Raw genomic sequence first — 23,329 nt, forward strand, 5'->3', positions numbered from 1 at the left:
AAAAATCGATTCTACGGAGTTTATACTAAGGAATTTCCGAAATATAAAACTAAACCGTTCGAGATATCCTCACAAGTAATGGCCGTGTTAGATAGAAGTATAGTGCATAGATGAGCAGCTAGTCATTGATAAATTCAATCACTTAGCTGTAGTCAATATCATTTGAGAGTTGAAGGCAGAAGAGAATTAGTAACAGATTGTTACTTGTAACTATATAACAACAAAAAGGTTTTTCTTACCTAATAACCACTAAGTTGCATAAAGCCAATGGCAGAATCTGAACCTTTGGCCGTAACTGACCCTTGCCATTGTGGTACGACGAAATTCACCCAGTTATCTCGCTTACGAGCATTAATAACCAAGTCGATATTTTGGCTGGGGATTTGTAGATTCCAGGATAGAGGCACACGAGTTCCTGACGCAAATTCCGTATAGTTGAGTGCCTTAAGTATGATGTCCTCCGATGGGATGTTAATGATGTTACCTTTAATATCAATCAAAGCAGCCGTGGTATAGGGCATATTGTCTTTGTAACGATATTGGCTCACCTGTAGCGCTTCAGTATCGCTCAGCCAAAGAAGAAAGTTATCTTCGCCGACATAATTTGCACCAACAAGCTCACTACCCCACTCTTTACTTAACCAAGCGCGGCCTGTCACTTTCAGCACCTTACCATCTGATAGGGTCAACTCTCCTGTTGATGCAATAAACGGCGATTCAAAAGTATAAGATGCGCGAGGGAGTAGATCATGTTTGGCGTGGTAGCCATTTTCGCCAATAAGAGCATATGGCCCGGTTTGTTTTAACTGAAGATTCACACTGAAGTTATCGCTGGATAAGCGCAGATTCCCAGGCAGTGGCTGATTAGACAGAGAACGCCAAGACCACTCATCAATCCAAACGCGAAATGGACGGCTAAGACCTCCCGCCTGACCGATACCACCACGAGCGATGCGCTGATCGGTAAACATTCCTAAATGGCTATTCATCACTAAATTTGCGATGTAGATCTGTGGATCTTGCCAACCCGTTGCAATACGGTCATCGCTGGCATAGCGAAAAAAGCGCCATCTTAGCCAGTATGCCTGACCAGATTCGTCTTTCAGCTGCACCACCATTTGCCACCATTCATGTTGGAATTCAGGATGAAAACGGAAGTCTCTTGGTAGCTCAACCTCTCGGTCGGGTAAAACAGGTTCAAAAACCTTACGTCCTGGAGAACCAAATACAGTATTGATATAGGTCGCTTTAGTCACACTGGGCTTTGACTCGCGTGATTCCGTTAGCCAAATTGAAGTGCTAGCGACCACCACTACCAGTAAGCATGAGAAAATAAGCTTCTGCATACGATTCATCTATAACGCATCCCTTAACGAATGAATCGGTGTATTACGTATCAACTTCAGCACTGGTAGCGCTCCTGCAACTACCAATGCCAACAGAGACCACAAACATGTGGTGAGATACTGCCATGGGACAATCTGCAGTTGTAAAGACCAACCGAACGACTGCTTGATCACAATATCCACAATCAGTTGCGCCAGTGCAATACCAAGCGGCATAGCAATAATGGCAGAGATAAGCCCAAACACCAGCAACTGTAAGCCACCCATTAACACCAGCTCTTTTGCGGAAATACCCAGACAGCGCAGCAACGAGGTATGACGTTGTCTAGATATTTCCCCTGCTATTGTTGCAAAGAAGATACCAAACACGGCAATCACCAAGGTGATATTGCCCAGGGTGTCTGCAATCGCAAAAGTACGATCAAAGGTCGTCATCGCTTTAGCGTGAATAGAAGTGTTGTCGTAAATCCGTTCACTGTTTAACCTAAATGTCGATTGCAGGCGTCTTTCGACAAACAACGATTGAGACTTATCATTCAGTACCGCTCCTAACGCCACATCACCAGAACCTTCTAAGTTGGCTAGCCAACGATTTTGCGATAACAATACTTGATGATAAGGGTTTCCGTAATCATAGTAGACACCAATCACGTGCCAGTTCCCACCCAGTGGCGGGCCTAAATCGACATAATCGCCCGGACGAATATCTAACTTAAGTGCCATAGATTCGCTGATCATGACACTGCGAGAGTGGTGAAGATTATACCAATAGTTAGGAACAGCAATTTTAACAGTTAACGCGTCGCGTTCACCTTCTGAGTCACCGGTACTAACCACTTGCATCATGCCATGATCTGTCGGGATCTCCTCTTCCCAGCGCCACCAGACGCGATCAACTTCGGGCTGAGCTTCCAACCATTTACTCATGCGAACTGCATTATTGTTGGTTGGATAGACGTAAATATCGGCCGCAAGCCTTTGGGTTAACCATCGGTCAGTAGTATCTCTAAAACTACCAACCATAGTCTCAACCCCCATATTAGCAGCCATAGCTAACATAAAGGCCATATTGGCAACACCGCGGTAGCTCATACTGGCTGCCGCGTCCGCAAAGAACCAACGGACTTTCACCCAGCGGAGAGAGTACGAGAATAACGTGAAGATTTTCCAAGTAATAAACGGCGTAATCAATGCGACACTTAACAGCATCAAAACAATGATGGCATAACCTGAGTTCTGCGACTTAGGTGCTTGATAAATTGCAACTGCAGCCACACAAAATCCGCATGCTACAAACGCTTGCCATGTAAACTCTGCCCCGGTAAATCGCATTAACGATAGACGAGCAGAAAGTCGAATAGGTTGAGATTTCAAAAGTCGGACTAACGGCCAGCCGCACGAGACCACAGCACCTGTGAATGCTAATAAGAAGCTATAAAGGCTCCATTGCCAGCTCCACTCAATGCTCAAACCAATGTTCGCATCATAAAGGTCATTCAAGCTCTGTGAGACGGCTGGAATCAACTGATTTGCCAATGCTAAGCCAAACAGATTGCCACCTAGCCAGCTCAAGAACACTAAAGCCGCCAGTTCAAGACACAAGGCTTGAGTCAACTGCCACCCGGAGACACCGACTTGGCGCAGACTACCAACCAAAGGCTGACGCTGAGCTAAAGACAACGACATCGCTTGATAGAAGATAAACAGGCCAACAACGAAAGACAGCATACTCATCGCAGACAAGTTGGTATGGAATGCTTTAGTGAGCGACTCCAGTTCTGATTGTGAGCTGCGTGATAACGTCATACCATTTGGAATCATCTTACGAAGATTCTCAAGTTTGGCTGCACTCATCTCACCACACGCAATGACAGACAACCCAGACGATTTTTTCATCGCACGGACTAAAGACATATCCGCTAAGATACGCGTGCCGCGAATACCTTTCTTAGAATCAATCTTGATAGGGCCTAACTGAATTCCATTATTGAGCGTCAACGTATCACCATTTTGCCAACCCTTAAGTTCGGCAAGATCATGACTCACAATAATTGTCGTCGGGACTTTTATCATATCTTGCGATGCGATATCGCCAATAGTGACGACATTACGCAGCTGCAATAAAGAAATTGGATCTACACCAACTAGGTTAAGTTCCAAACCATCGACTGTAGTTACTTTTTGGATATCAAAAGGAACACATTGTTTGAACCCTTCGCGGCGCAGTTGGATATAGAAGCCTTGCGGAATTTTGGTTTCTGCGTGCTTAGGGCGAATGCGGTATGGAACGGGATTAGCGAAAAGTTTTTCACCGCTTGCGTAAGCCTGTTTAGCGTGGTGGTTTATAGCCGTAACGCCAACTAATAACGATACACCAAGCGTTAAACCAAGCCAGACGAGAAGTATTTGTAGCGGGTGGCGACGATAATGGCCAAGTAGTGCTTTAACTACGGGCCATAACATGAAGTTGCCCCCCTTGAAGGCGGATAGAACCGTCCATGTGAGAAGCGACTTTTTCACTGTGGGTGACGACAAGCAAGGTACACTCTAGGTGTCTTGTGAGTGAAGTAAGAAGTCGCATTACCGCTTCAGCGTTACGCTCATCCAAGCTACCCGTTGGCTCATCGGCTAGCAGGATTTTTGGCTCCATATAGAGCGCGCGAGCAATAGCCGCACGCTGCTGTTGCCCCCCAGAAAGCTCTTCTGGATAACGACCAAGCAACGCCATTAAATCTAAAGCGGATAAAATCTGACGCCAAAGCCCTCGATCTTCTGGCAGTCCTTTAATCTGTCTGCAGAATCGAATATTGTCGGCAATATTAAGAGTTGGTAGCAAATTGAACTGCTGAAAGATATGACCAATGTTATTTCTTCGATAAGCCGTTCTAAGACTTTCTTTTGCGTCATGCATAGCAAAATCGGGGTACCAGATTTCCCCAGAATCGACCTTATCGATGCCAGCGATTAAGTTAAGTAGTGTACTCTTACCCGAGCCACTTTCACCCATCAATGCCAGTTGTTCACCTTGCGACAGTGTTAGCTCTGCACTTTGCAATACAGGATGGAATTCTCCACCGTCAATATAGCCTTTACAAAGGTCTGACAACTTAAGCATTCAATCTCTTCAATCACTGGTAAATTTGGAGTGTGAATCTACACTAAATTTGCAGTTCTAGGAAGCAAATTTGGCCATAAAGCCCCTACATTGAGTCGGTTTAGCTCAATTTCGATTCAAGATATCGTTTTTTAAAAGAATTGGAATTTGGAACATATACGCGTGAAAACACCCTAATCAGCCATCATGTATTGTAAACAAATGAAGATAAACTAGAAAAATGTGTTAAATTTTATAGAGATAACAATTAAGAGAGATAACGGAATATGAAGCGCGTATTGGTATTAGGGGCGTCGGGTTATGTCGGTTCTCAGCTCATTCCTATCCTACTGGACCAAGGCTACGAAGTAACAGCAGCGGCTCGTCAAATAGACTACCTAAAAAGCCGTGTCGTCCCCCACTCGATGCTTAAGTTTGAGTATCTTGATCTCGCTAATCGAGACGCCACAATTGCACTCATTCCTAAGTTCGATATCGTTTATTTCTTGGTACATGGTATGGCTCATGGCCATGACTTTTTGGACTACGAGCTCTCTCTTGCTCAAAACTTCAAAGATGCACTCGATATTAGTCATGTTGAACACGTCATCTATCTCAGCGCAATGCAACCTCAAACTGGTAATTCCGAGCACCTTGCAGCCAGAAAAGCAACCGGCAAGCTTCTTCGTACCAGTAAAGTGCCAATTACCGAACTGCGTGCAGGTGTTATTATAGGCCCCGGCTCTGCCGCTTACGAAATCATGAGGGATTTCGTCTATAACCTACCTATCTTAATCGCCCCCAAATGGGTGGACTCTAAAGCGAATCCTATTGCTTTACAAAACCTCAATTATTACCTAATCGAACTGGCTAAAGAGACATCACCCGATTCAATTATTTATGAGGTTGGTGGCCCCGATACCTTGTCTTACCGCGAGCAGTTCGCCGTTATTTGCAGCAAAATAAACAAACCACTACGACTCTGGTCAACGCGATTTCTTACACCCAAACTCGCCTCATACTGGCTCGGTGTTGTAACTTCGGTTCCTTCAAGCATTGGCAAAGCATTATTGGCGGGGCTAGAGCATGACTTTATCGCCGATTCTCAAGCAATCAGAGCTCGTTACCCACAAGATATGGTTTCCTACTCTGACTCAGTCTCAGAAACCATAGAAAAAGAAGGTACCTTTGTTCGTAGCAATGTTTGGGGCTACGACCCTGCGGCATTAACGCGATGGCAAGCAGGATTTGGCTATTACCCAAAGAAGACTGGGGCCAGCTATTTCACTGATAAATCCACTGAGCAGCTTTGGGAGGTCGTCAAACAAATCGGCAGTCCGAAAGAAGGCTATTTCTTTGCTAACACACTGTGGCGCACTCGAGAATGGTTAGATGTACTGTTTGGTGCAGGAAGACCAATAAGGCGCTCACCTGAAGGACCAGAATTAAAAGTGGGTGACTTTATCGATTCATGGAAAGTCATTCGATGTGACAAGCCGCATTTTCTGTCACTATTGTTCGGAATGAAAGGCCCTGGACTGGGGCGACTGGAATTCACCATTACTGATCATGGCGACAAAAGAGAAATCAACGTGACTGCGTGGTGGCACCCGCAAGGATTCAAAGGGCTGCTTTATTGGTTTGCAATGATGCCTGCACACTTGTTCATTTTTAAAGGAATGGTATGGGCGATCTGTCGCAAAGCCTAGTCGTTACAAATACTTCAACCTCTATGCTTTGCGACAATTATGCTCTCATACCACTAAGCTTTAACTTAAGCTTTAAATGACAGAGGGATTTCAGCTAGCTGAGTCCCTTTGTTCATTGGATAAATAAGATATTCGCCGTGATACTTTACTTTCGATTTGTAATCAGTGCGTTTGTGGAGCATAAAGCCAGCCTCGTACGCTTTAGTCACAAACTCCGCATGATTACCACGTACAAACCAACTCATCGGCCTCACCAGATTTTCTGCATCAAAGCAGTCGTCACATTGATTCGCGCACAGTGCGAAAGAGTTATGACCATCGGTGAAGAATTGAACTTTACTGCCATCAGTCAGAATCTCTGAGGTGCAGACACCCCAACCCGCCTCTTCCATATCTTCAATAAACTGTTCAATCTTTGCATCAGTTACTGGCTGTACGTCACCAGAAAAAAACTCAGCATAGTAAGCAGAAATGCGCTTAAACAAAGGTTCAAGCATTGAATCATTACCCTTGGAACGCCCAGATTTCTGCCATTGAATTAGGTTAGCACTGGTCGTTTTCCCAAAACGCTGAGTTTTTATCGCTTTTGTTACCCATCGAACAAGAAAGTGATTGTTAGTCACTGGAGAATTAATCAACTTGCCTGAAGCATGCTCATTCGCCAATTCTTCTAGTGCACTGTTTACGACTTTTTGGATCTCTGAATAGTAGTCAGACATTATGCTTTTTTCCCAAACGTCCAATATAAGGCGGCGGATAATACCGAACAAATAGCCATTAATGCAATCATAGGCCAAACTGTTCCACCCGGAAGCATTGCCACAATCGCCCCAATGACTGAGCCAGTGCCAAATCGCAATGTTCCTGCAAGTGAGGAAGCCGTGCCCGCCATCGTTGGATAACCGCTTAACAACAAGCCCATTGAATTACTACCGATGGTCGACAGCGTACCAATAAATAGCATAACGAAAGGAACCGTACCCCAAATCCCAAGATCTAGAATACCACTCGCTAACAGTCCTAGACCTGCGAACAGCTGAATGCTTAGCCCAAAACGAAGCATGCCATGTAAGCCAACTTTCTTCACCATACGGCCATTAATGCTGGTCATGATGATCATTGTGACAATGTTCAGGCCAAACAGATATCCAAACTGATCTGGCGTCACACCATAGATATCAATATAGACAAACGAGCCCGCGGTAAGAAAGGCAAACATACCAGCGAACGAAAACGCTCCAGAGAACATCAGTCCCATCGCGACCGGATTCTTGCACAACCTCAGGTAATTTCTGATCGTGGTTCGAAAACGAAGTGGCTGTCTGTTTTCTGGCGCTAAAGTCTCCGGAATTTTCCAAAGTACCGCTGCTATTACCACTACAGAAAATGCTGTCAGCACCCAAAATATCGAACGCCACCCAAACCAGACCGCCAAATGGCCCCCTATCATAGGCGCAACTAACGGAGCCAAGGTAATGACCAAGGTGACAAAAGACATGGTACGCGCGAAATCTTCCTTATCGAACATGTCGCGAACCACTGCTTGGATAATGACCGCTGCCGCTGCACCCGCAAAGCCTTGGGCAGTACGAATATAAGTTAAAGATTCAATGGTTGTCGCGGTGGCTGATATCGCTGAAGCAACGCCAAAAAAGAACACGCCAAATAGCAGGATCGGCCGGCGACCAAAACTATCAGCGAGAGGACCATGTAAAAGTTGGCCGATAGCAAATCCGGCAGTGTATACCGTTAATGTAATCTGAACAGCCCCGGCTGTTACCCCTAAATCTTGTGCGATAGTTGGCATCGCGGGCAAGTACATATCGATAGCAAGAGGCGTTAACGCGCCTATGGCTCCGAGAACTAGGAAAAGAACTAAACCTAGTTGAGGTATGTCGGGCTGCGATACTGGTTTAGAACTCATATCGCTCCTAATGAAATCTTTATTTGTGTGCGATCCGTGCCAACAAATAAACAACCTAGACTCAATTTATCCCATTGAGTGATGTGAGATAGCGCATCAACAGAGCGCTATCTTCGGGGTAACCGTAATATAAGGAAGGCTCTCAGAGTTCGAGAGTAATGACTCATTACGGGTATTACTTTTACTCTGGACGAGTAGACGTTTTATCTATCAAAACAGTTTATTAGTATTACTTTTTCCAGACAGAGTCAATTTCTTCTTGAGTGAGATATCGATACTCTCCTGGCTCAAGCATTTCATCAAGAACAATGTCACCGACGCTTTCACGATGTAGACCTTCAACTTTATTACCTAGCGCCGCAAACATACGCTTGACTTGGTGATATTTGCCTTCGTGAATGGTTAATAACACTTCTTTTTCATCAATAATTTCAAGTTGTGCTGGCAGAGTTGGCGCTTTCTCATTTCTAAGCTCAATGCCCTCTTCGAATGCCTTGATGTAATTATCTTGCACAGGGTCTGCTAACCATACGCGATAAGTTTTTGCACATTTATGTTTCGGTGAGGTAATTCGATGAGACCATTGACCATCGTCTGTAATTAACACCAAACCTGTAGTATCAACATCTAAGCGACCTGCAAAATGAAGGTTCTCCATTTTGACCTCATCGAGCAACACAAACGCAGTGTGATTAAAGCCATCTTCATGAGAACAAACAAAGCCATCTGGTTTGAATAGCATGATATAGCGCGGACCCTGCATGCGGACCTCTCTATCTTGCCATTCGACACTGTTATCCTCAGTGACTTTAAATGCACCGCTCTTTTGTACTACGCCATCAACGGTAACATCACCGGATTTAATGATTTTTGTTGCTTCTTTACGTGTTGCGCCTAAAGCGTCACACAAAAACTTATCTAAACGCATGAATACCTCGTTTTCATTTCGTGAGGTATTATAGAGCGGTTTTTTGAAATGTAGAGTAAAACTGAGCCGTATGTACACGCTTCGCCCCTACCAAGCCGATTCTGTTAAAGCTGTTATCCATTATTTCCGCAAAAACGATACCCCAGCGGTGATCGTATTGCCCACTGGGGCTGGAAAAAGCTTAGTTATTGCCGAACTTGCAAGGCTAGCGCGAGGTCGTGTTTTGGTTCTAGCGCACGTTAAAGAGCTCGTAGAACAAAATCACGAAAAATACGAAGGCTATGGACTCAAAGGCTCTGTTTTCTCTGCCGGCTTAGGTAGAAAAGAGACATCCGAACAAGTGGTGTTCGCCTCCGTTCAATCAGTAGTGAGAAACTTGGATGCATTTGCCAATCAATTTTCACTGCTTGTTATCGACGAATGTCACCGTGTACCAGAAACCAAAACATCAAGCTATCAAAAAGTGATCAGCCACCTATGCGAGATTAATCCTGGAATTAAGATCCTCGGTTTAACCGCAACCCCCTATCGTCTTGGCGTTGGCTGGATCTATCAATATCACACCAAAGGACTGGTTCGCAGCGACGAAGCTCGTTTCTTTAAAGATTGTATCTTCGAGCTTCCTATCCAATACTTGCTCGATGAGGGCTTTTTAACACCTGCGAAACTCATCGACGCTCCAGTCCTTAGTTACGACTTTTCTCAGCTCAAACCTACCAGTATGGGTAAATACAAAGAATCTGAAATGGATCTTGTCATTGAGCAATCAAAGCGCGCAACACCGCAAATTGTGGAGCAAATAAAACGCTATAGTGAAGACAAACAAGGTGTCATGATTTTCGCTGCGACGGTTCGTCATGCGCAGGAAATCCTGTCGCTGCTACCGAGTGAAAACAGCCAAATTGTCATTGGTGATACGCCAACACCTGAGCGCGACGCTATCATCAGTGACTTCAAAAATCGTAAGATCAAGTTCTTGGTTAACGTTTCGGTTTTAACTACTGGATTCGATGCGCCCCATGTTGATCTGATTGCAATTCTTCGTCCAACCGAATCCGTCAGTTTATATCAGCAAATCGTTGGCCGTGGTTTACGATTATCAGAGGGCAAGTCAGAGTGTCTCGTTCTAGACTATGCGGGCAACACGTACGATTTGTATCAACCTGAAGTCGGCAACCCTAAACCTGATTCTGATTCCGAAATTATCACCATCCCCTGCCCTGCGTGCGGGTTCAATAATGACTTCTGGGGTAAACTCGATGCCAATGGCTTTTTAATTGAGCACTTTGGTCGCAAATGTCAGGGCTATTTCACCGACGAAGAAACCGGAGAACGTGAACACTGTGACTATCGCTTTAGAGCCAAGTACTGCTCTGAATGCGGCGCGGATAACGATATCGCCGCGCGAATCTGCCACGAATGCGACGCCACTTTGGTAGACCCAGATAAAAAACTCAAAGAAGCCCTTAATCTCAAAGATGCGCTAGTCTTCGAATGCACCGACATGAACCTTGTTGTTCATAAAGATGAAAAAGGTAAAAACAGTCTCAGAGTTAACTATATTGGAGAGAACGATGCCCAAGTCAGCGAGTTTTGGTCATTAAATACCAAAAAGCAGAAAGAATCGTTTCTCGCTAAGTTTGTACGCCCACATTTGGCCGACAAGCATCGTGAGTTTGATGCCACTTCGCCAACAAAAGTCGTGAACAATCAACATCGTTTCCGATTGCCCGCATTCGTCATAGCCAGAAAAAGTGGTCGATTTTGGAAAATGAGAGACAAAGTTTTTGACGACGAACTGAACTAATCACTGTTCAGCTTTCATTCATGTTTGCAAATGTATATTTTAACTATGTTGAAAATATTGGGTCTCCGCCATGCTAAATAAAACCAAACAGACAATATCTATCGTCTCGCTCTCCCTATTATTGGCAGTACCGCTTAGCGCCCATGCCGAATTTTTCTCAGACTCAAGCAAGCCAAGTGGTCACGACCTCGTGCAGGATGTGCAACCGGATGGCGCCCGCATTGAGTTTGAAGAGGACCAAGACGAGGTCTATGACGCTGTACAGCAAGGGCTTATCAAACCATTTTCTGAGTTGTTTGCGACGGTTGAACGCGACCTCAATGGTCGAGTGATCAAAGTCGAACTAGAAGAAGACGACGATGAGTGGATTTACGAGCTAAAATTGCTTCATGAACAAGATGTTATTAAAGTCGAATATAACGCCACCACACTGGAGATGATGGAAATCAAAGGCCATAATCTTCAAAGAGTCATAAGAAAATAAAATAGAGAACAATAATGAAAATTCTTGTCGTGGAAGATGACCCAAGACTGGGTGAACAAATATTAGAAACTCTAGAAAGCGCAGGTTGGGTGCCAGAACTTGCCCAAGACGGAATCGATGCGCTTTACCGCGCTACGTCAGAAGAGTGGGATGCTATTGTTTTGGATTTAGGACTTCCTAAGATTGATGGCTTGACGGTACTTAAAGGCATTCGAGACGAAAACATTAACACACCAGTCGTCATTCTTAGCGCACGTGACACTTTAAGTCAGCGCGTTAAGGGCCTAAATGCTGGTGCAGACGATTACCTTACCAAGCCATTTGAGATGATTGAGCTTATTGCACGTATCCGAGCTCAACTACGACGCGCTTCTGGCAACGCCTCTCCGTTGATGCAAGTCGGTGACTTAAGCTTAGATACACGAACTTCAAAAGTAATGTGGCAAGGTAACGCAGTAAGCTTAACCGCACTGGAATATAAGGTCGTTGCTTACTTTATGCATAATGCCGACAAGGTCATTTCTCGTACTGAGTTAGTCGAGCATATCTACAAACAAGACTTTGATAGAGACTCAAACACAATTGAAGTGTTCATCGGTAGAATCCGTAAAAAAATCGCTCCCAAAATCATCAAAACCGTACGTGGCTTAGGGTATCAACTTAATGCCTGATATTAGCGCGACTCGGCTCAAAACAGAGTTCAAGCGACTCAGTCTAAAAACGCGATTATTGCTGGCAGCCACCTTGTGGTTGTCAGCCATGATGATCGCCGCCGGTATTCTCATTCCAGGTCTAGTCCGTGATTACCTTAGTCAAGACTTAGAAACTAAGCTTGGACTGACTATGGATGAAATCGCCGCTAATCTAGAAGTGAATAAACAAGGACAACTGGTTTTACAAACTCGTCTTTCAGACCCACGCTTTAATCAGCCATACAGTGGTATGTACTGGAGCGTCGACAGTGGTTCAGACAAACTACGCTCTCGATCTTTATGGGATCGCACCATTCGAATAAAGAATGAGAAACACAAAGCGACTTACTTCGGTGCCAAAGACGAGAAACTTATTGCCATAAAGCGAACAGTCTTCTTACCTGACATAAGTGACGGCGTCACAATAATTATTGGGCAAGATGAAGATCGTATCGATGACACCCTAAATTTACTAACAGGCCAACTTTGGCTGATCTTAGGTGTTCTTTCCATTGGTATTCTTACTTTAGTGGTGGTTCAAGTCAGCTGGTCACTCAGACCTTTAGGGAAGATGCAGAAAGAACTGAAACTATTAAAAACGGGTGAGCAACAAACACTGGACGAACAATATCCAAAAGAAATTGCCCCACTCGTAAGCGACCTCAATGCCTTATTGTTCCACTATCAAGAGTTATTAGCGCGCGCACGTAATCACGCAGGTAACCTCTCGCACGCACTCAAAACACCGCTCTCGGTGTTAAAGAATGAGTTACACCAACTTTCAGAACAAGACCGACAAAGACTACAACCCTCGATAGAGCAGATTCAAGCACATATCGATTACCATTTGGGTCGAACTCGAATGGCAGGCGCAATGAATATTCTCTCTGTTAAGTCATCTCCGAGTGAACGCGTCGATGCTATTTCATTGGCTTTCGATAAGGTTTACGCTCAGCGCGATATCGCTTTGGTGAGCGAACTGGATACCGATCAATACGTCGCCGTAGAAAAAGCGGACCTCGACGAGATGCTTGGTAACTTACTAGAAAATGCCTACAAATGGGGTAACAGCTTCATCCGCGTATATTCCGAACTGCTCGATAATCACGAGATCGCTATCATCGTCGAAGATGATGGTCCCGGTATACCTCAAGAGAAGCTAAAAGAAGTGCTGAAACGTGGAGTTCGCCTAGATGAAACGACTCCCGGTACCGGTTTAGGGCTTAATATAGTCAATGAGATGGCGCATAGCTATCGAGGTGATTTAGCTTTGGAATCGAGCAAATTGGGCGGTTTACGAGCAGTCCTTAAACTGCAACGTGCAAAAGAGTAAAAATTGTAACGTTATAAGCGATTTGCTATTGCTCCGCCTAGATTTGAATGTTAGTATCCGCGCTCGTTTTGAATGTATCGATTCGATACTTCGGAACGGCTATAGTTTTGACTAGGTCGCTACGTCAAAACAGTTACTTTAATTTTACTATTTTGAGAGTAAATACTATGAAATTCGAAGCAGTAGTACGTACTGAACTAGGTAAGGGTGCGAGCCGCCGCCTACGTCACGCTGGCCAATTCCCAGCAATCGTTTACGGTGGTGAAGCAGCACCTGTTTCTATCGCTCTAAACCACGATGACGTGATCAACCAAATGGATAAGCCAGCATTCTACGAAGGCATCACTCTAGTGATCGACGGCGCAGAAGTTAAGGTTAAGCCACAAGACGTTCAACGTCACGCGTTCAAGCCAAAAGTTGAGCACATGGACTTCATCCGCATCTAATTCCCTACCAAGGAATTATTCGGATCAAATCCAAACCTTTTGCATAAAAAAGATTCTCGGCTTTACCAACCAAGAATTCTTGAAAAATTCGAAACCCCGATGCTACCAACATCGGGGTTTCACCGTTTTTAAGTAACTAAGATAATAAACAAAAGCTGACTGTTCCAACTTCTATGGTTACTTCTTCCCTCTATCGGTCTCTATGTGAGCCTCGAAAACCTTATTAGAATCATCATAAAAAAGCGAAAGCCTCGGATACAGCGATGGTGGCCATTCCTGTCACAGAAGCCATCAAAGAAATTGTCGATCTTTCCAAAACCGACCGCCTTCATTGCCCATATATTGTTCACAGAAAAACACTTCAGGCGACCCGAGGCGTCGCCAAGGAATGCCAACACCCCTATCAGGTACACTACAACCTTATCAGTCGAGAATTTAGTGAAGTGAGGGACAAGCTCGGTTTGTATGAGCACTTAGATAAACCACTGCGGCCTACTTACCACGAAATACGTGGCTTGTCGGCTAGACTCATTGAAAAAATGGGGGAATCGGCCACTGTCCGTATGGCACATGCAAATGAAAAGACCACTAAAATTTACACGAACACAGACTCTCTCGTGTGCAATGAAGTTAAAGCCCTTACCGTTTTAATCAAATAGCTTTAGGGGCCCCAATGGGAGGCCTTGCAACAATGCTCAGCCCCTTATTCTCAAACACTAATCTGATTGCTGTTAAAATGCTTCCATCAGACGTTTGTACTCCCGGTCATCTTCATACATTTTGTGGAATATCTTGTATTTCGCATCGTAGAAGAGTTTGTTCTTTTCTGTTTGTGGCATGATGCTCTTACTAATTCGACTCATTGCATTCATTGCTTCAGGAATGTCTCCATAGAAACCAGCCGCAACCGATCCAAGCATTGCCGAACCGAGTAACACCGCTTCACTTTCCTCGGGCAGTAAAATCATACTTCCTGTGGCGTTAGCATGCTCTTGCAGGAAGACGCTGTTCTTGGTACCACCTCCACAAGCCATAATCGTATCGATTTCGTAGCCGGATTCATTCATGACTTCGATAATATGACGCGTGCCTAACGCGATACCCTGCACTGTCGCCAAGTACGCCAATGCCATATCGTCAAACGTTTTCGACATCTTCAGTCCAGTAATAGTGCCGGTTAAATGTGCGTTGGCTCTTGGCGAGCGATTTCCGTGAAAATAAGGCAATACATGAATATCTTTGGTCAAAAATGCGATATCTTCTTTGCTTCCTGCTAGCTCCAACAAACGGTCATTCAACAATTGATAGACGGTCTTTCCTTGTTTTTCTGCTAGATCTTTCACACTCTGATACAAGGGGTGAGACGTGATAATGTGGTCAATTAATGCCCCCGTGGCTGATTGGCCCCCTTCGTTGAGCCAATAGTCAGGGATCATCGCACCGAAATAGGCTCCCCATACACCGTCAATAAAACGTGCCGTTTTAGAGGCCGCCATATGACAAGACGACGTTCCACCAATCAATGCGAGACGTTTGTTAAAGTCCGCTTGATCCCCGGTCATGCCCGCTGCCCCTAACACTCCAATACCACCAGCATGAGCATCAATGATCGACGTTCCCACCGCAGTTCCAGGTACAAGGCCAAGATCATCAGCAGCGTTAATTGTTAAGCCATCACCCACCGGCTGACCCATTGGTAGGATGCGCTCACCAATAAGCTTGGCATTGTCTTCCAATACATCTTCTAAGCCAATCAATTCAAAGAAACTCTTATCCCATTTACTTTCATGGCCAAGGTATGTCCATTTACAAACAGTGGAGCATAAGGATCGACTATCATCAAAAGTGGCTTTCCAAGTAAGAAAGTCCGGTAAATCGAAGAAATACCCTGCGTTAGACCAGGTATTAGGCATGTTCTGTTTTAACCATAACAGTTTCGGCGTTTGCATCTCTGGAGAAATACGGTTTCCAACATACGCCAGTACCGGGTGTTCAGTGGCATTGATACGATCGGCTTGGGAGATAGCACGATGATCCATCCACATCACAACGTTTTGTTCTCGTCGTCCGGTAGGGCTAACACTTAAAGGCTGCCCTTTTTTATCCAAAACCACCAAAGAACAGGTCGCGTCAAAGCCTATGCCTTTGACTTGTATAGGGGCAATATTCGCTTGTGACACGGCATCTTTTACCGCCGAACATACACATTGCCAAATATCATCAGAGGATTGCTCAACAAAATCTGCTTGAGGCTTAAACATGAGCGTGTCACGCTTAGCCTCACCCACTTTACGTCCAACTGCATCAAAAACACCAGCGCGTGCGCTACCACTACCTACGTCAACACCGATAAAATAAATACTCATATACTTCCTCGTTAAGCCTTATTTTTTTGTAAGAAGATAAATAGGATCAAGATAGCGCCCCATAACGCCATAGTGAGATAACTGCTCACTCCCAGTAAATTAAGACCACTTTCAAGGGTTTGTAACACGATTAAAGCCAGGCCAATGCCAATGATTCGCCCAAAGCCACCATCTGGATTAATGCCACCAAGAACGGATGCCAATATTGCAATTAGCAGATAGGATTCACCGTATCCGGCTTTTGCTGAGTTGAATTTTGCCATCATCACGATCGCTGCAACCCAACAAAGTATCGATGACATGATATAAACGTACAGAATGGCCTTTTGGGTGTTGATGCCTGAAAAGCGCGTTGCTTTCTCATTGGAGCCCATTAGATATATGGTACGTCCAAGGCTCGTATGTTCAAGAAGGCCCCATAACCCCACCGCAAAGCCAATAAATAAGAGCAAAGGCATTGGGATCCCCAATAAAGAGCCATTACCCATAACGAGCAAGGCATCAGGGAAACCAGAGATAACGCTGCCACCTGAAATCAAGACATTTAGCCCATTTATCAACGTCATCATACCGAGTGTGGCAAGGATCGGTGACACCCCCACGTAAGCAATTAAAGCTCCGTTGATGAGTCCAATGACCACAGCAGTCACTAAACCACCCACTAAGGCAAAGAGTAACATCATGGTACTATCGGGGGCTTGGGTAATAATGCTTGCCATGACCAAACTACACGCATTCGTAGTTGCAATAATGGATAGGTTGATCCCCCCCGTCAGCATGCATACCGCCATAGCAAGGGCGAGCAAACCAAGAAGTGGCATCTGCGAAGACATAGATGTTAGGTTATCGAGCGAGAAAAACGCTTGCCCACTTGCGAATCCCATCACCAACAAAATACCCACCAAAATCACCAACAGGTAACGAATGTTATTATCCGTTGGCAGCTTTAGACTGTTCAAAACTTGTTCCATTATGCCCCCTGTACCGCTTGTTTTTTCTCATTTATCGCAGTCATGCTAATACTACAAACTATGATTAAGCCCGTGACAACCGTATGCCAATAAGAAGGAACGCCAAGCAGCGTTAATCCGTTTTTGACGACAGCTAACAAAATCACACCTAAAATCACACCGAACAATGTTCCCTTGCCGCCAGTCATACTCGTACCGCCCAACACGACAGCCGCTAGAACCGTTAGCTCAAAGCCCATCAACGAGTTTGGTGCCACTGATTGAGTAATTTGTGTTTGCACTACCGAAGCGATGCCAGCCAAAGCCCCCATATAGCTGTATACAAACAGATTGATACCAAAGAGGTTGATACCAATGCGACTTGCCGCATCAGCGTTACCGCCGACCGCGTAAATCTGACGGCCTAAGCGCGTTTTCGACATTAAAAAGGAAGTCAACGCAATCATGGTAATTAACGTCAAAATTGGCAGGGACATTCCATAGTCATACCCGTCGCTGCCTGTAAAGCTAAAGAGCTCTACACCATCCATAAACCAATCTGGAAAGCCGTATAACCACTCACCGTTACTAAAGTAAATCAGCAAGCCAAAGAATAGGTTTAAGGTCGATATCGTGATAATGATTGAAGGGACCTTCAGCTTATATACTAGCGTCGCGTTGATCATCCCCAACAGTATCCCGACGATGGCCGCCAACCCAAAAGCGATTAGGAAATTACCGCCAATGTTAAGGATGTATGTTGCCGCTACATACTGAGCGATAGCTGCTGTGGCAGGAAAAGAAATATCAATGCCTCCAGCGATAAGTACTACAAAGAGACCGCAAGCCATAATGCCAAGCAAAGCCGAGCTCACTGACATGTCGAAAATATTACCTAACGTCAAAAAGTCTGCCGTAGTAGCGGTCAGTACCACAACAATCAAGGCAATCATGATTAACAGATAGAATTCGTGTCGCTTGCTAAATGATGCGAGTAGACCTCGATATTGTTCAAGCATTGACTGCCTCCATAATGTCTTGCTCTGTGCACTGCGTAGGCTGGAAATCATGAGTAAAACGCCCCTCTTTCATCACAATGACACGATGGCTGTTGTAAAACACTTCAGGGATTTCATCACTGACCATGATTATTGCCATACCACTAGCTGCCAAGTCTTTCGCTATGTCGTATATCGCTTCTTTGTTCGCGACATCCACTCCAACGGTTGGGGAATCGAGGATCAACACCTCTGGTTCCGCAGCTATCCACTTTGCTATCGAAATTCGCTGTGCATTACCACCAGATAAACTCGTCACCGGTAATTTTGGATCTGCCACTTTAATGGACAATGAAGAAATTAGCTTTTTCACCAGTCTATCGGCTCTTAAGTGGTCTAGAATGCCTGATGGCTTTTGTAAGCGTTTCAAGACCGAAGCCGTTATATTGTCTTGGATGGCTTGTTCCATCACCAAGCCTATCGACATACGATCTTCAGAAACGTAACCGACACCCTGTGCAATCGCATCTCTGTTTGAGGAAAAAGACGTCACTTTGCCATTAATCAATATTTGCCCGCTACAAGGTTTCGTCATGCCAAACAAAGCCATACACAGTTCAGTACGACCAGCCCCCAATAAGCCAGTTATTGAAACAATTTCGCCGGCATGAACCGAAAGAGACACATCGTTAAACTGGTCTGTTTTGGTTAGGTTCTTTACTTCAAGCTTCACGTCACCACTTTGGTGGTATGGAGGTAAGGGAGTGAACTCGAAACGTTGGCCCGTCATTAAAAACGCCAACTCATCACTATCAACCTCTTCAGCACGATATGTACCTACCGTGCGACCATCACGAATTACCGTAATTCGGTCGGATATCTCCATCACTTCATCAAGCTTATGGCTAACAAACACAACGGTCACCCCTTTCGATTTCAGGTCAGCGACCACCTGAATTAAGTGGTTAACTTCAGTTCGCGTCAATGAAGCAGTGGGCTCATCCATAATCATTAATTTGGCATCAGAAGCCATTGCTCGACATATGGCCACTAATTGGCAGGCTGCAATTGAAAGCTGCTCAACACGTTTATCCAAGGGCAGTGTCACACCCACTTTCGCCATGGCTGTAGTTGCGATCTCTTTAATTCGTTTTTGGCTAACTAATCCCTTTGTCCACTTAACGTGGTCTTGAATGGCAATGTTTTCCGCAACGGTCAAGTTTGGAAATAGCGATAAATCTTGATAAATAACTTGGATACCATGTTCGATGGATTGCTGAGGGTTTAAACGTGAATAGGACTTTCCACCCAGTAAAATCTCCGCACCATCTTCCGGAGCGTGAACACCCGAAATGACTTTGAACAGCGTGCTTTTACCACAACCATTTTTGCCCGCTAAACAGTGAACTTCACCTTGATTAAATGTGAGGTTAATGCCATCCAGCGCTTTGACGGAACCAAAGTGCTTGGACACTTGCTTAAGCGTAATAAAAGGAGTATCAGACATATGAGTTTCCTGAAATCAAGGAGGCAGCTTTGCACTGCCCCACATTATTACTGTCTTTAAATTGAACTGAGAGGAGTATTAGAAACCCAGCTCACGAGCGTTGGTTTTGTCGACTTCAAGGATCTTATTGAATTTCACTACGCGTTTTTCGGTATCAATTTCAGCTTTACCTAAACCTTCTACCGTTACACCGTCTTCCACTTTTTTCCCGTCAAGCATTTGCTTGGCTACGGCAACCATGGCGTAACCTGCGTCGGCAGGATTCCATAGGAAGCCTTTATCGATTTCTCCACGCATGAGATATGGTGCCGCTTGACTTGGCATTAAAATACCGACGACACTGATTTTGTCTTTCGCACGTTTCTTCTTGATGGCTTCACCGGCACCAATACCCCCTAATGAACCATAAGAAATAATACCCGTCATATCTGGGTGAGCTTTCATTAAATCATTGGTAGCAGCGTAAGATTGATCGATGCTTTCAGCGACAGGCATCCGACTCGTCACTTCGTACATATCTGGGTAGGTATTTTTCTGATAATCGATTGCTAGGTTGGCCCAGTTATTATGTAAAGGCACAGTTAATGAACCAACATAGATGGCATATCCACCTTTCTTATCCATGTTCTTAGCAAGCTCGTCCATTGTAACTTTAGCGTAAGCTTGGTTATCAATAGTTTCGATATCCCAGTCAGCACCGTGTCCATCTGGAGATTCGTGAGTCAATACAATGATCCCCTTCTCACGTGCTTTTTTGAACACAGGCTCAAGTACAGTGACATCGTTTGGAACAACAGTGATCGCATCCACACCCTTAGCAATTAAATCTTCAATGATTTTTACTTGTTGAGCAGGGTCTGGTGTTGATGGGCCAAGTTGGCGAGCATTAACGCCGAAATCTGTCGCTGCCTGTTCGATTCCTTTATTCATTTGGTTAAACCAAGGGATCCCAGATACTTTCACCACGTTTACGATTTCGTAATCTTTGGCATGTACTCCAGCAGTAGCGAGAGCGAGCGACAAAGCCGCCGCATTCAATATGACCTTTTTCATCTTCATCAATCCTTTTGTTATCTGTAGGGGGTTATAGGGGGAATCGATGAGAAAATGTTAACGCGCAATTCAATAGGCAATTGTTGCCACCCCAGAAATATGTGATCAAAGCACGTTAATGATAATTCTTATGAATCATTACGTTAATATCATGTTAATTGGTAAAGCCATCGTCATTTAACCACACCAATCAAGCCTATCCGATAACACAAAAAGATCTTTTTACTAACAAATATTAAACATCTGTGACCTTGATTTTCTTCAGCAGGAACATGAAACGGTATAGGTGGGTTATATTGAGTAATGAATTGATAAAAGCTTGATTTAAGTCACTTTTAATTTATGAAAGAATAACATGGATTGCACATATCCGTGATGCCAATGCTAAACGGTTCTCGCAAGACAAAAGAAAGAACACGTCAATATGTAATAAAGCGACGGTGATAATTAGGAAAAATGACGTATTAAACGTACGCCATCCCATAGAGAAAACATTCCGGAAATCTCATAATAAAAACCACTATATTAGCGTGTATTTACATAGTGATTTTGCTCTTGTAACTCATTGATTTTAAAGGAGGCAAAACCGCATTTTACGGGTGAAGAAAAATCTAACAAACGTCGGTAATTGTCTGGTTCTAAAATAAAAAAAGGAAACGAGGCACAATGCTACCAGCATCGGGGTTTCAGCGTTCTTGGGGTTTTCAAAAACCATTAAAACTAAATTACTTAATGTTTAAAACAAACATTGCAGTACTCTTATTCAGTTCCTCAATCACAATTCCAACTCGGCTCATGCCGAAGACTCAAATTTCTATAAACATCTTGCAATATCACTATCGATTTTCTGTGTCATCTCTATCAGAAGCAGATAGAACATCAGACTAGGGCCGCAGCACTGCCCTTTCAGCGTGGCGTAGTCTTAGTAGACTGAAATACTGCGACCAGATTGAATCAGAATAATAACAAACCCATTGCGATAATAGCGCCAGAAACAAACAGAGAGACAAGACAGAAACCCATGATATCTCGAGCGCTTAAGCCAGCAATAGAGAGTGCAGGTAACGCCCAAAAAGGTTGAATCATATTGGTCCACGCATCACCCCACGCGATGGCCATAGCAGTTTTAGCAGCCGGCACACCTAATGCTTCACCAGCAGGCATCATAATTGGCGCTTGTACCGCCCATTGGCCTCCGCCAGAAGGGACAAAAAAGTTAACGATACCAGCACTAATAAAGGTAAAGAGTGGAAAGGTTTGCTCATTAGAAATATTGACGAAAAAATCTGACATTGCCCCTGCCAATGAACTGCCTTCAGGTCCTTTTGCTACCATCATCCCCATAATACCCGCGTAAAATGGAAACTGAAGCAAGATCCCACTAGTGTTTCTTGTCCCTTCCGCTACTGCTGCTATGAGCCTTTTAGGTGTACCGTGCAATAGAATCGCGGTAAACAGGAAAATAAAGTTAACGATATTAAGGTTGAGTGCGAAGCCATTTTCGTAGAAATAACTGATCACATACGTAAAGCCCAATGCTGCCAAAAGACGACTCACCCATACACTGTTCTCTAGCCTAGCGGCAGGCGTCAATTCAGCCGACTCGTCTTGATCTGTCTTCACCTCATTATCTAGTGTTTCAGGAGCAATAGTGATGACTTCATTGGGCATTGGATGCATAGAGCGGTTCAAAAGCGGGAGTGTCACGAACAACGCCGCAATAATAACCAAGTTCATACTAGCAAATAACGTGTCACTAACTGGAACAGGCGATAGAACTGCCCCTGCGGTTACTGCTTCAAGGTTGCTGCCGGATGCCAACGCCAGTGGAATCGAACCTGATAAACCAGCATGCCAGAAAAGGAAACCAGTGTAAGCTGAAGCAATCAATAAACGGTAGTCTACACCCTTAACCCTGATGGCTAATTCACGGGCGAAAATTGCACCTACCACCAGCCCAAAACCCCAGTTTACCCAACAAGATACAGCTGACACCGTGGTTACTAACAATATTGCCTGACCGGGTGTCTTTACAGAATGTGCTAATGAACTTAGTCCGCGACGAAATACTGGGGCGGATGCCATAGCATGCCCTGTTACGACAACCAACGCCATCTGCATACTAAACGCCAGTAGCTTCCAAAAACCACCAGCAAAAGCATCAACCATCTGTAGCGGATTTTGTTTTGTAACCGGCATGGCGACCAAGAAAACAACAAAGGTTAGTATGGCGGCAAATAAGAATGGGTCTGGTAAAAATCGCTGTACAAGAGTGGTACAAGCCGAAGCAAAACGTTGCATTAACCCTACGGGTTTGTGTGAAAGTGTTTGGGTAGACATGTCTATCTCCTTAGATCCTTGGAAAATCTTTCCCAACCTATGAAGCCTATAAGCTCCACTTCTAATTAACATTTCTCACATTATTGCAACGCATTTATTTTATCTTTGATAGAGCCAATTTCAGGAAGTAGCTTTGCATAAACAGGAAATAGAAATGAGACAGGTATAGCAGTTACTCTAGAATAATCTTTATCCCTCAGGCAATTTACTAGAACTCGTATAAACTAGCGTATTCACAAAGAGTTACCGAAATGCTAAATCCCTGGGATATAGCGTTTCGGCGCTGCGCCGCGAAGAGGTTGAGTCGACAGACGTAGTACGAACTATTCCCAGCGGACAAGCAGTTGTGTCG

Annotated in this window: 18 protein-coding genes and 1 pseudogene; 7 read left to right on the forward strand and 12 right to left on the reverse strand. The window is 44.4% G+C overall.

All coding sequences use genetic code 11. The features are described from left to right. Positions 1-239 precede the first annotated feature (239 nt). Genes HOP38_RS09390 through HOP38_RS09400 form a run of 3 tightly spaced genes read right to left on the reverse strand, consistent with a single transcriptional unit; the run spans position 240 to position 4,461 of the window. The gene (locus HOP38_RS09390; protein WP_198557928.1) at positions 240-1,355 is read right to left on the reverse strand and encodes a lipocalin-like domain-containing protein; all 1,116 of its coding nucleotides are present in this window, start codon (positions 1,353-1,355) and stop codon (positions 240-242) included. Further along, positions 1,356-3,809, reverse strand: a complete 2,454-nt coding sequence (locus HOP38_RS09395; protein WP_006074744.1) for an ABC transporter permease — start codon at positions 3,807-3,809, stop codon at positions 1,356-1,358. It lies immediately after the preceding gene. Beyond that, on the reverse strand, positions 3,790-4,461 hold the full coding sequence (locus HOP38_RS09400) for an ABC transporter ATP-binding protein (RefSeq protein ID WP_006074745.1): 672 nt from the start codon (positions 4,459-4,461) through the stop codon (positions 3,790-3,792). The genes HOP38_RS09395 and HOP38_RS09400 overlap by 20 nt, the downstream gene beginning before the upstream one ends. Positions 4,462-4,727: 266 nt before the next feature. Here HOP38_RS09400 and HOP38_RS09405 point away from each other — a divergent pair, with 266 nt between their 5' ends. Then, positions 4,728-6,149: a DUF2867 domain-containing protein gene (locus tag HOP38_RS09405; protein ID WP_198557929.1), complete on the forward strand. Its 1,422-nt coding sequence runs from the start codon at positions 4,728-4,730 to the stop codon at positions 6,147-6,149. Positions 6,150-6,214: 65 nt separating this feature from the next. Here the strand turns inward: HOP38_RS09405 and HOP38_RS09410 are convergent, their stop codons facing one another. From HOP38_RS09410 to rsuA, 3 genes are all read right to left on the reverse strand, one after another. After that, positions 6,215-6,868: a DUF2913 family protein gene (locus tag HOP38_RS09410; protein ID WP_006074747.1), complete on the reverse strand. Its 654-nt coding sequence runs from the start codon at positions 6,866-6,868 to the stop codon at positions 6,215-6,217. Then, positions 6,868-8,073 carry a Bcr/CflA family multidrug efflux MFS transporter gene (locus HOP38_RS09415; protein WP_031495648.1) on the reverse strand — a complete coding sequence of 402 codons (1,206 nt, stop codon included), beginning with the start codon at positions 8,071-8,073 and terminating at the stop codon, positions 6,868-6,870. Before HOP38_RS09415 ends, HOP38_RS09410 begins: the two co-directional genes overlap by 1 nt. Positions 8,074-8,302: 229 nt before the next feature. Further along, on the reverse strand, positions 8,303-9,001 hold the full coding sequence (gene rsuA / locus HOP38_RS09420) for a 16S rRNA pseudouridine(516) synthase RsuA (protein ID WP_038230206.1): 699 nt from the start codon (positions 8,999-9,001) through the stop codon (positions 8,303-8,305). A gap of 70 nt (positions 9,002-9,071) precedes the next feature. Between rsuA and radD the strand changes: the two genes are divergently transcribed. The 6 genes and pseudogenes from radD to HOP38_RS09450 all read left to right on the forward strand — a co-directional run. Further along, on the forward strand, positions 9,072-10,808 hold the full coding sequence (gene radD / locus HOP38_RS09425; protein WP_198558273.1) for a DNA repair helicase RadD: 1,737 nt from the start codon (positions 9,072-9,074) through the stop codon (positions 10,806-10,808). A 70-nt stretch (positions 10,809-10,878) separates the two neighbouring features. Next, positions 10,879-11,292 (forward strand): PepSY domain-containing protein, encoded by a 414-nt coding sequence (locus HOP38_RS09430; RefSeq protein ID WP_031497177.1) that lies wholly within the window; start codon positions 10,879-10,881, stop codon positions 11,290-11,292. Positions 11,293-11,306: 14 nt separating this feature from the next. Then, positions 11,307-11,963: a response regulator transcription factor gene (locus tag HOP38_RS09435; RefSeq protein ID WP_198557930.1), complete on the forward strand. Its 657-nt coding sequence runs from the start codon at positions 11,307-11,309 to the stop codon at positions 11,961-11,963. After that, entirely contained in the window at positions 11,956-13,317 is a 1,362-nt protein-coding gene (locus tag HOP38_RS09440) for an ATP-binding protein (RefSeq protein ID WP_063606199.1), read from the forward strand. Before HOP38_RS09435 ends, HOP38_RS09440 begins: the two co-directional genes overlap by 8 nt. A gap of 167 nt (positions 13,318-13,484) precedes the next feature. After that, on the forward strand, positions 13,485-13,763 hold the full coding sequence (gene rplY / locus HOP38_RS09445; RefSeq protein ID WP_006071740.1) for a 50S ribosomal protein L25: 279 nt from the start codon (positions 13,485-13,487) through the stop codon (positions 13,761-13,763). A 230-nt stretch (positions 13,764-13,993) separates the two neighbouring features. After that, a pseudogene (locus tag HOP38_RS09450) lies at positions 13,994-14,422 on the forward strand (site-specific integrase); the annotation flags it as partial. A 72-nt stretch (positions 14,423-14,494) separates the two neighbouring features. On the opposite strand, the gene HOP38_RS09455 reads toward HOP38_RS09450, so the two are convergent. From HOP38_RS09455 to HOP38_RS09480, 6 genes are all read right to left on the reverse strand, one after another. Next, on the reverse strand, positions 14,495-16,129 hold the full coding sequence (locus HOP38_RS09455) for an FGGY-family carbohydrate kinase (RefSeq protein ID WP_198557931.1): 1,635 nt from the start codon (positions 16,127-16,129) through the stop codon (positions 14,495-14,497). 11 nt (positions 16,130-16,140) lie between these two features. Further along, on the reverse strand, positions 16,141-17,100 hold the full coding sequence (locus tag HOP38_RS09460; RefSeq protein ID WP_198557932.1) for an ABC transporter permease: 960 nt from the start codon (positions 17,098-17,100) through the stop codon (positions 16,141-16,143). After that, positions 17,100-18,098 carry an ABC transporter permease gene (locus HOP38_RS09465; protein ID WP_198557933.1) on the reverse strand — a complete coding sequence of 333 codons (999 nt, stop codon included), beginning with the start codon at positions 18,096-18,098 and terminating at the stop codon, positions 17,100-17,102. Before HOP38_RS09465 ends, HOP38_RS09460 begins: the two co-directional genes overlap by 1 nt. Next, the gene (locus tag HOP38_RS09470; RefSeq protein ID WP_006071751.1) at positions 18,091-19,584 is read right to left on the reverse strand and encodes a sugar ABC transporter ATP-binding protein; all 1,494 of its coding nucleotides are present in this window, start codon (positions 19,582-19,584) and stop codon (positions 18,091-18,093) included. The genes HOP38_RS09465 and HOP38_RS09470 overlap by 8 nt, the downstream gene beginning before the upstream one ends. A 78-nt stretch (positions 19,585-19,662) precedes the next feature. Then, positions 19,663-20,637: an autoinducer 2 ABC transporter substrate-binding protein gene (locus HOP38_RS09475; protein ID WP_006071752.1), complete on the reverse strand. Its 975-nt coding sequence runs from the start codon at positions 20,635-20,637 to the stop codon at positions 19,663-19,665. A gap of 954 nt (positions 20,638-21,591) precedes the next feature. Then, positions 21,592-22,977, reverse strand: a complete 1,386-nt coding sequence (locus HOP38_RS09480; protein ID WP_006071757.1) for a short-chain fatty acid transporter — start codon at positions 22,975-22,977, stop codon at positions 21,592-21,594. Positions 22,978-23,329 lie beyond the last annotated feature (352 nt).

Source organism: Vibrio mediterranei, assembly GCF_013364395.1.
GTDB classification, from domain to species: Bacteria; Pseudomonadota; Gammaproteobacteria; order Enterobacterales; family Vibrionaceae; genus Vibrio; species Vibrio mediterranei.

What these genes read in the sequence shown, in the direction of transcription:
- HOP38_RS09390 (WP_198557928.1), bottom strand. Translation starts at nt 1,355, where the DNA reads ATGAATCGTATGCAGAAGCTTATTTTCTCATGCTTACTGGTAGTGGTG.
- HOP38_RS09395 (WP_006074744.1), bottom strand. Translation starts at nt 3,809, where the DNA reads ATGTTATGGCCCGTAGTTAAAGCACTACTTGGCCATTATCGTCGCCAC.
- HOP38_RS09400 (WP_006074745.1), bottom strand. Translation starts at nt 4,461, where the DNA reads ATGCTTAAGTTGTCAGACCTTTGTAAAGGCTATATTGACGGTGGAGAA.
- HOP38_RS09405 (WP_198557929.1), top strand. Translation starts at nt 4,728, where the DNA reads ATGAAGCGCGTATTGGTATTAGGGGCGTCGGGTTATGTCGGTTCTCAG.
- HOP38_RS09410 (WP_006074747.1), bottom strand. Translation starts at nt 6,868, where the DNA reads ATGTCTGACTACTATTCAGAGATCCAAAAAGTCGTAAACAGTGCACTA.
- HOP38_RS09415 (WP_031495648.1), bottom strand. Translation starts at nt 8,073, where the DNA reads ATGAGTTCTAAACCAGTATCGCAGCCCGACATACCTCAACTAGGTTTA.
- rsuA (WP_038230206.1), bottom strand. Translation starts at nt 9,001, where the DNA reads ATGCGTTTAGATAAGTTTTTGTGTGACGCTTTAGGCGCAACACGTAAA.
- radD (WP_198558273.1), top strand. Translation starts at nt 9,072, where the DNA reads ATGTACACGCTTCGCCCCTACCAAGCCGATTCTGTTAAAGCTGTTATC.
- HOP38_RS09430 (WP_031497177.1), top strand. Translation starts at nt 10,879, where the DNA reads ATGCTAAATAAAACCAAACAGACAATATCTATCGTCTCGCTCTCCCTA.
- HOP38_RS09435 (WP_198557930.1), top strand. Translation starts at nt 11,307, where the DNA reads ATGAAAATTCTTGTCGTGGAAGATGACCCAAGACTGGGTGAACAAATA.
- HOP38_RS09440 (WP_063606199.1), top strand. Translation starts at nt 11,956, where the DNA reads ATGCCTGATATTAGCGCGACTCGGCTCAAAACAGAGTTCAAGCGACTC.
- rplY (WP_006071740.1), top strand. Translation starts at nt 13,485, where the DNA reads ATGAAATTCGAAGCAGTAGTACGTACTGAACTAGGTAAGGGTGCGAGC.
- HOP38_RS09455 (WP_198557931.1), bottom strand. Translation starts at nt 16,129, where the DNA reads ATGAGTATTTATTTTATCGGTGTTGACGTAGGTAGTGGTAGCGCACGC.
- HOP38_RS09460 (WP_198557932.1), bottom strand. Translation starts at nt 17,100, where the DNA reads ATGGAACAAGTTTTGAACAGTCTAAAGCTGCCAACGGATAATAACATT.
- HOP38_RS09465 (WP_198557933.1), bottom strand. Translation starts at nt 18,098, where the DNA reads ATGCTTGAACAATATCGAGGTCTACTCGCATCATTTAGCAAGCGACAC.
- HOP38_RS09470 (WP_006071751.1), bottom strand. Translation starts at nt 19,584, where the DNA reads ATGTCTGATACTCCTTTTATTACGCTTAAGCAAGTGTCCAAGCACTTT.
- HOP38_RS09475 (WP_006071752.1), bottom strand. Translation starts at nt 20,637, where the DNA reads ATGAAAAAGGTCATATTGAATGCGGCGGCTTTGTCGCTCGCTCTCGCT.
- HOP38_RS09480 (WP_006071757.1), bottom strand. Translation starts at nt 22,977, where the DNA reads ATGTCTACCCAAACACTTTCACACAAACCCGTAGGGTTAATGCAACGT.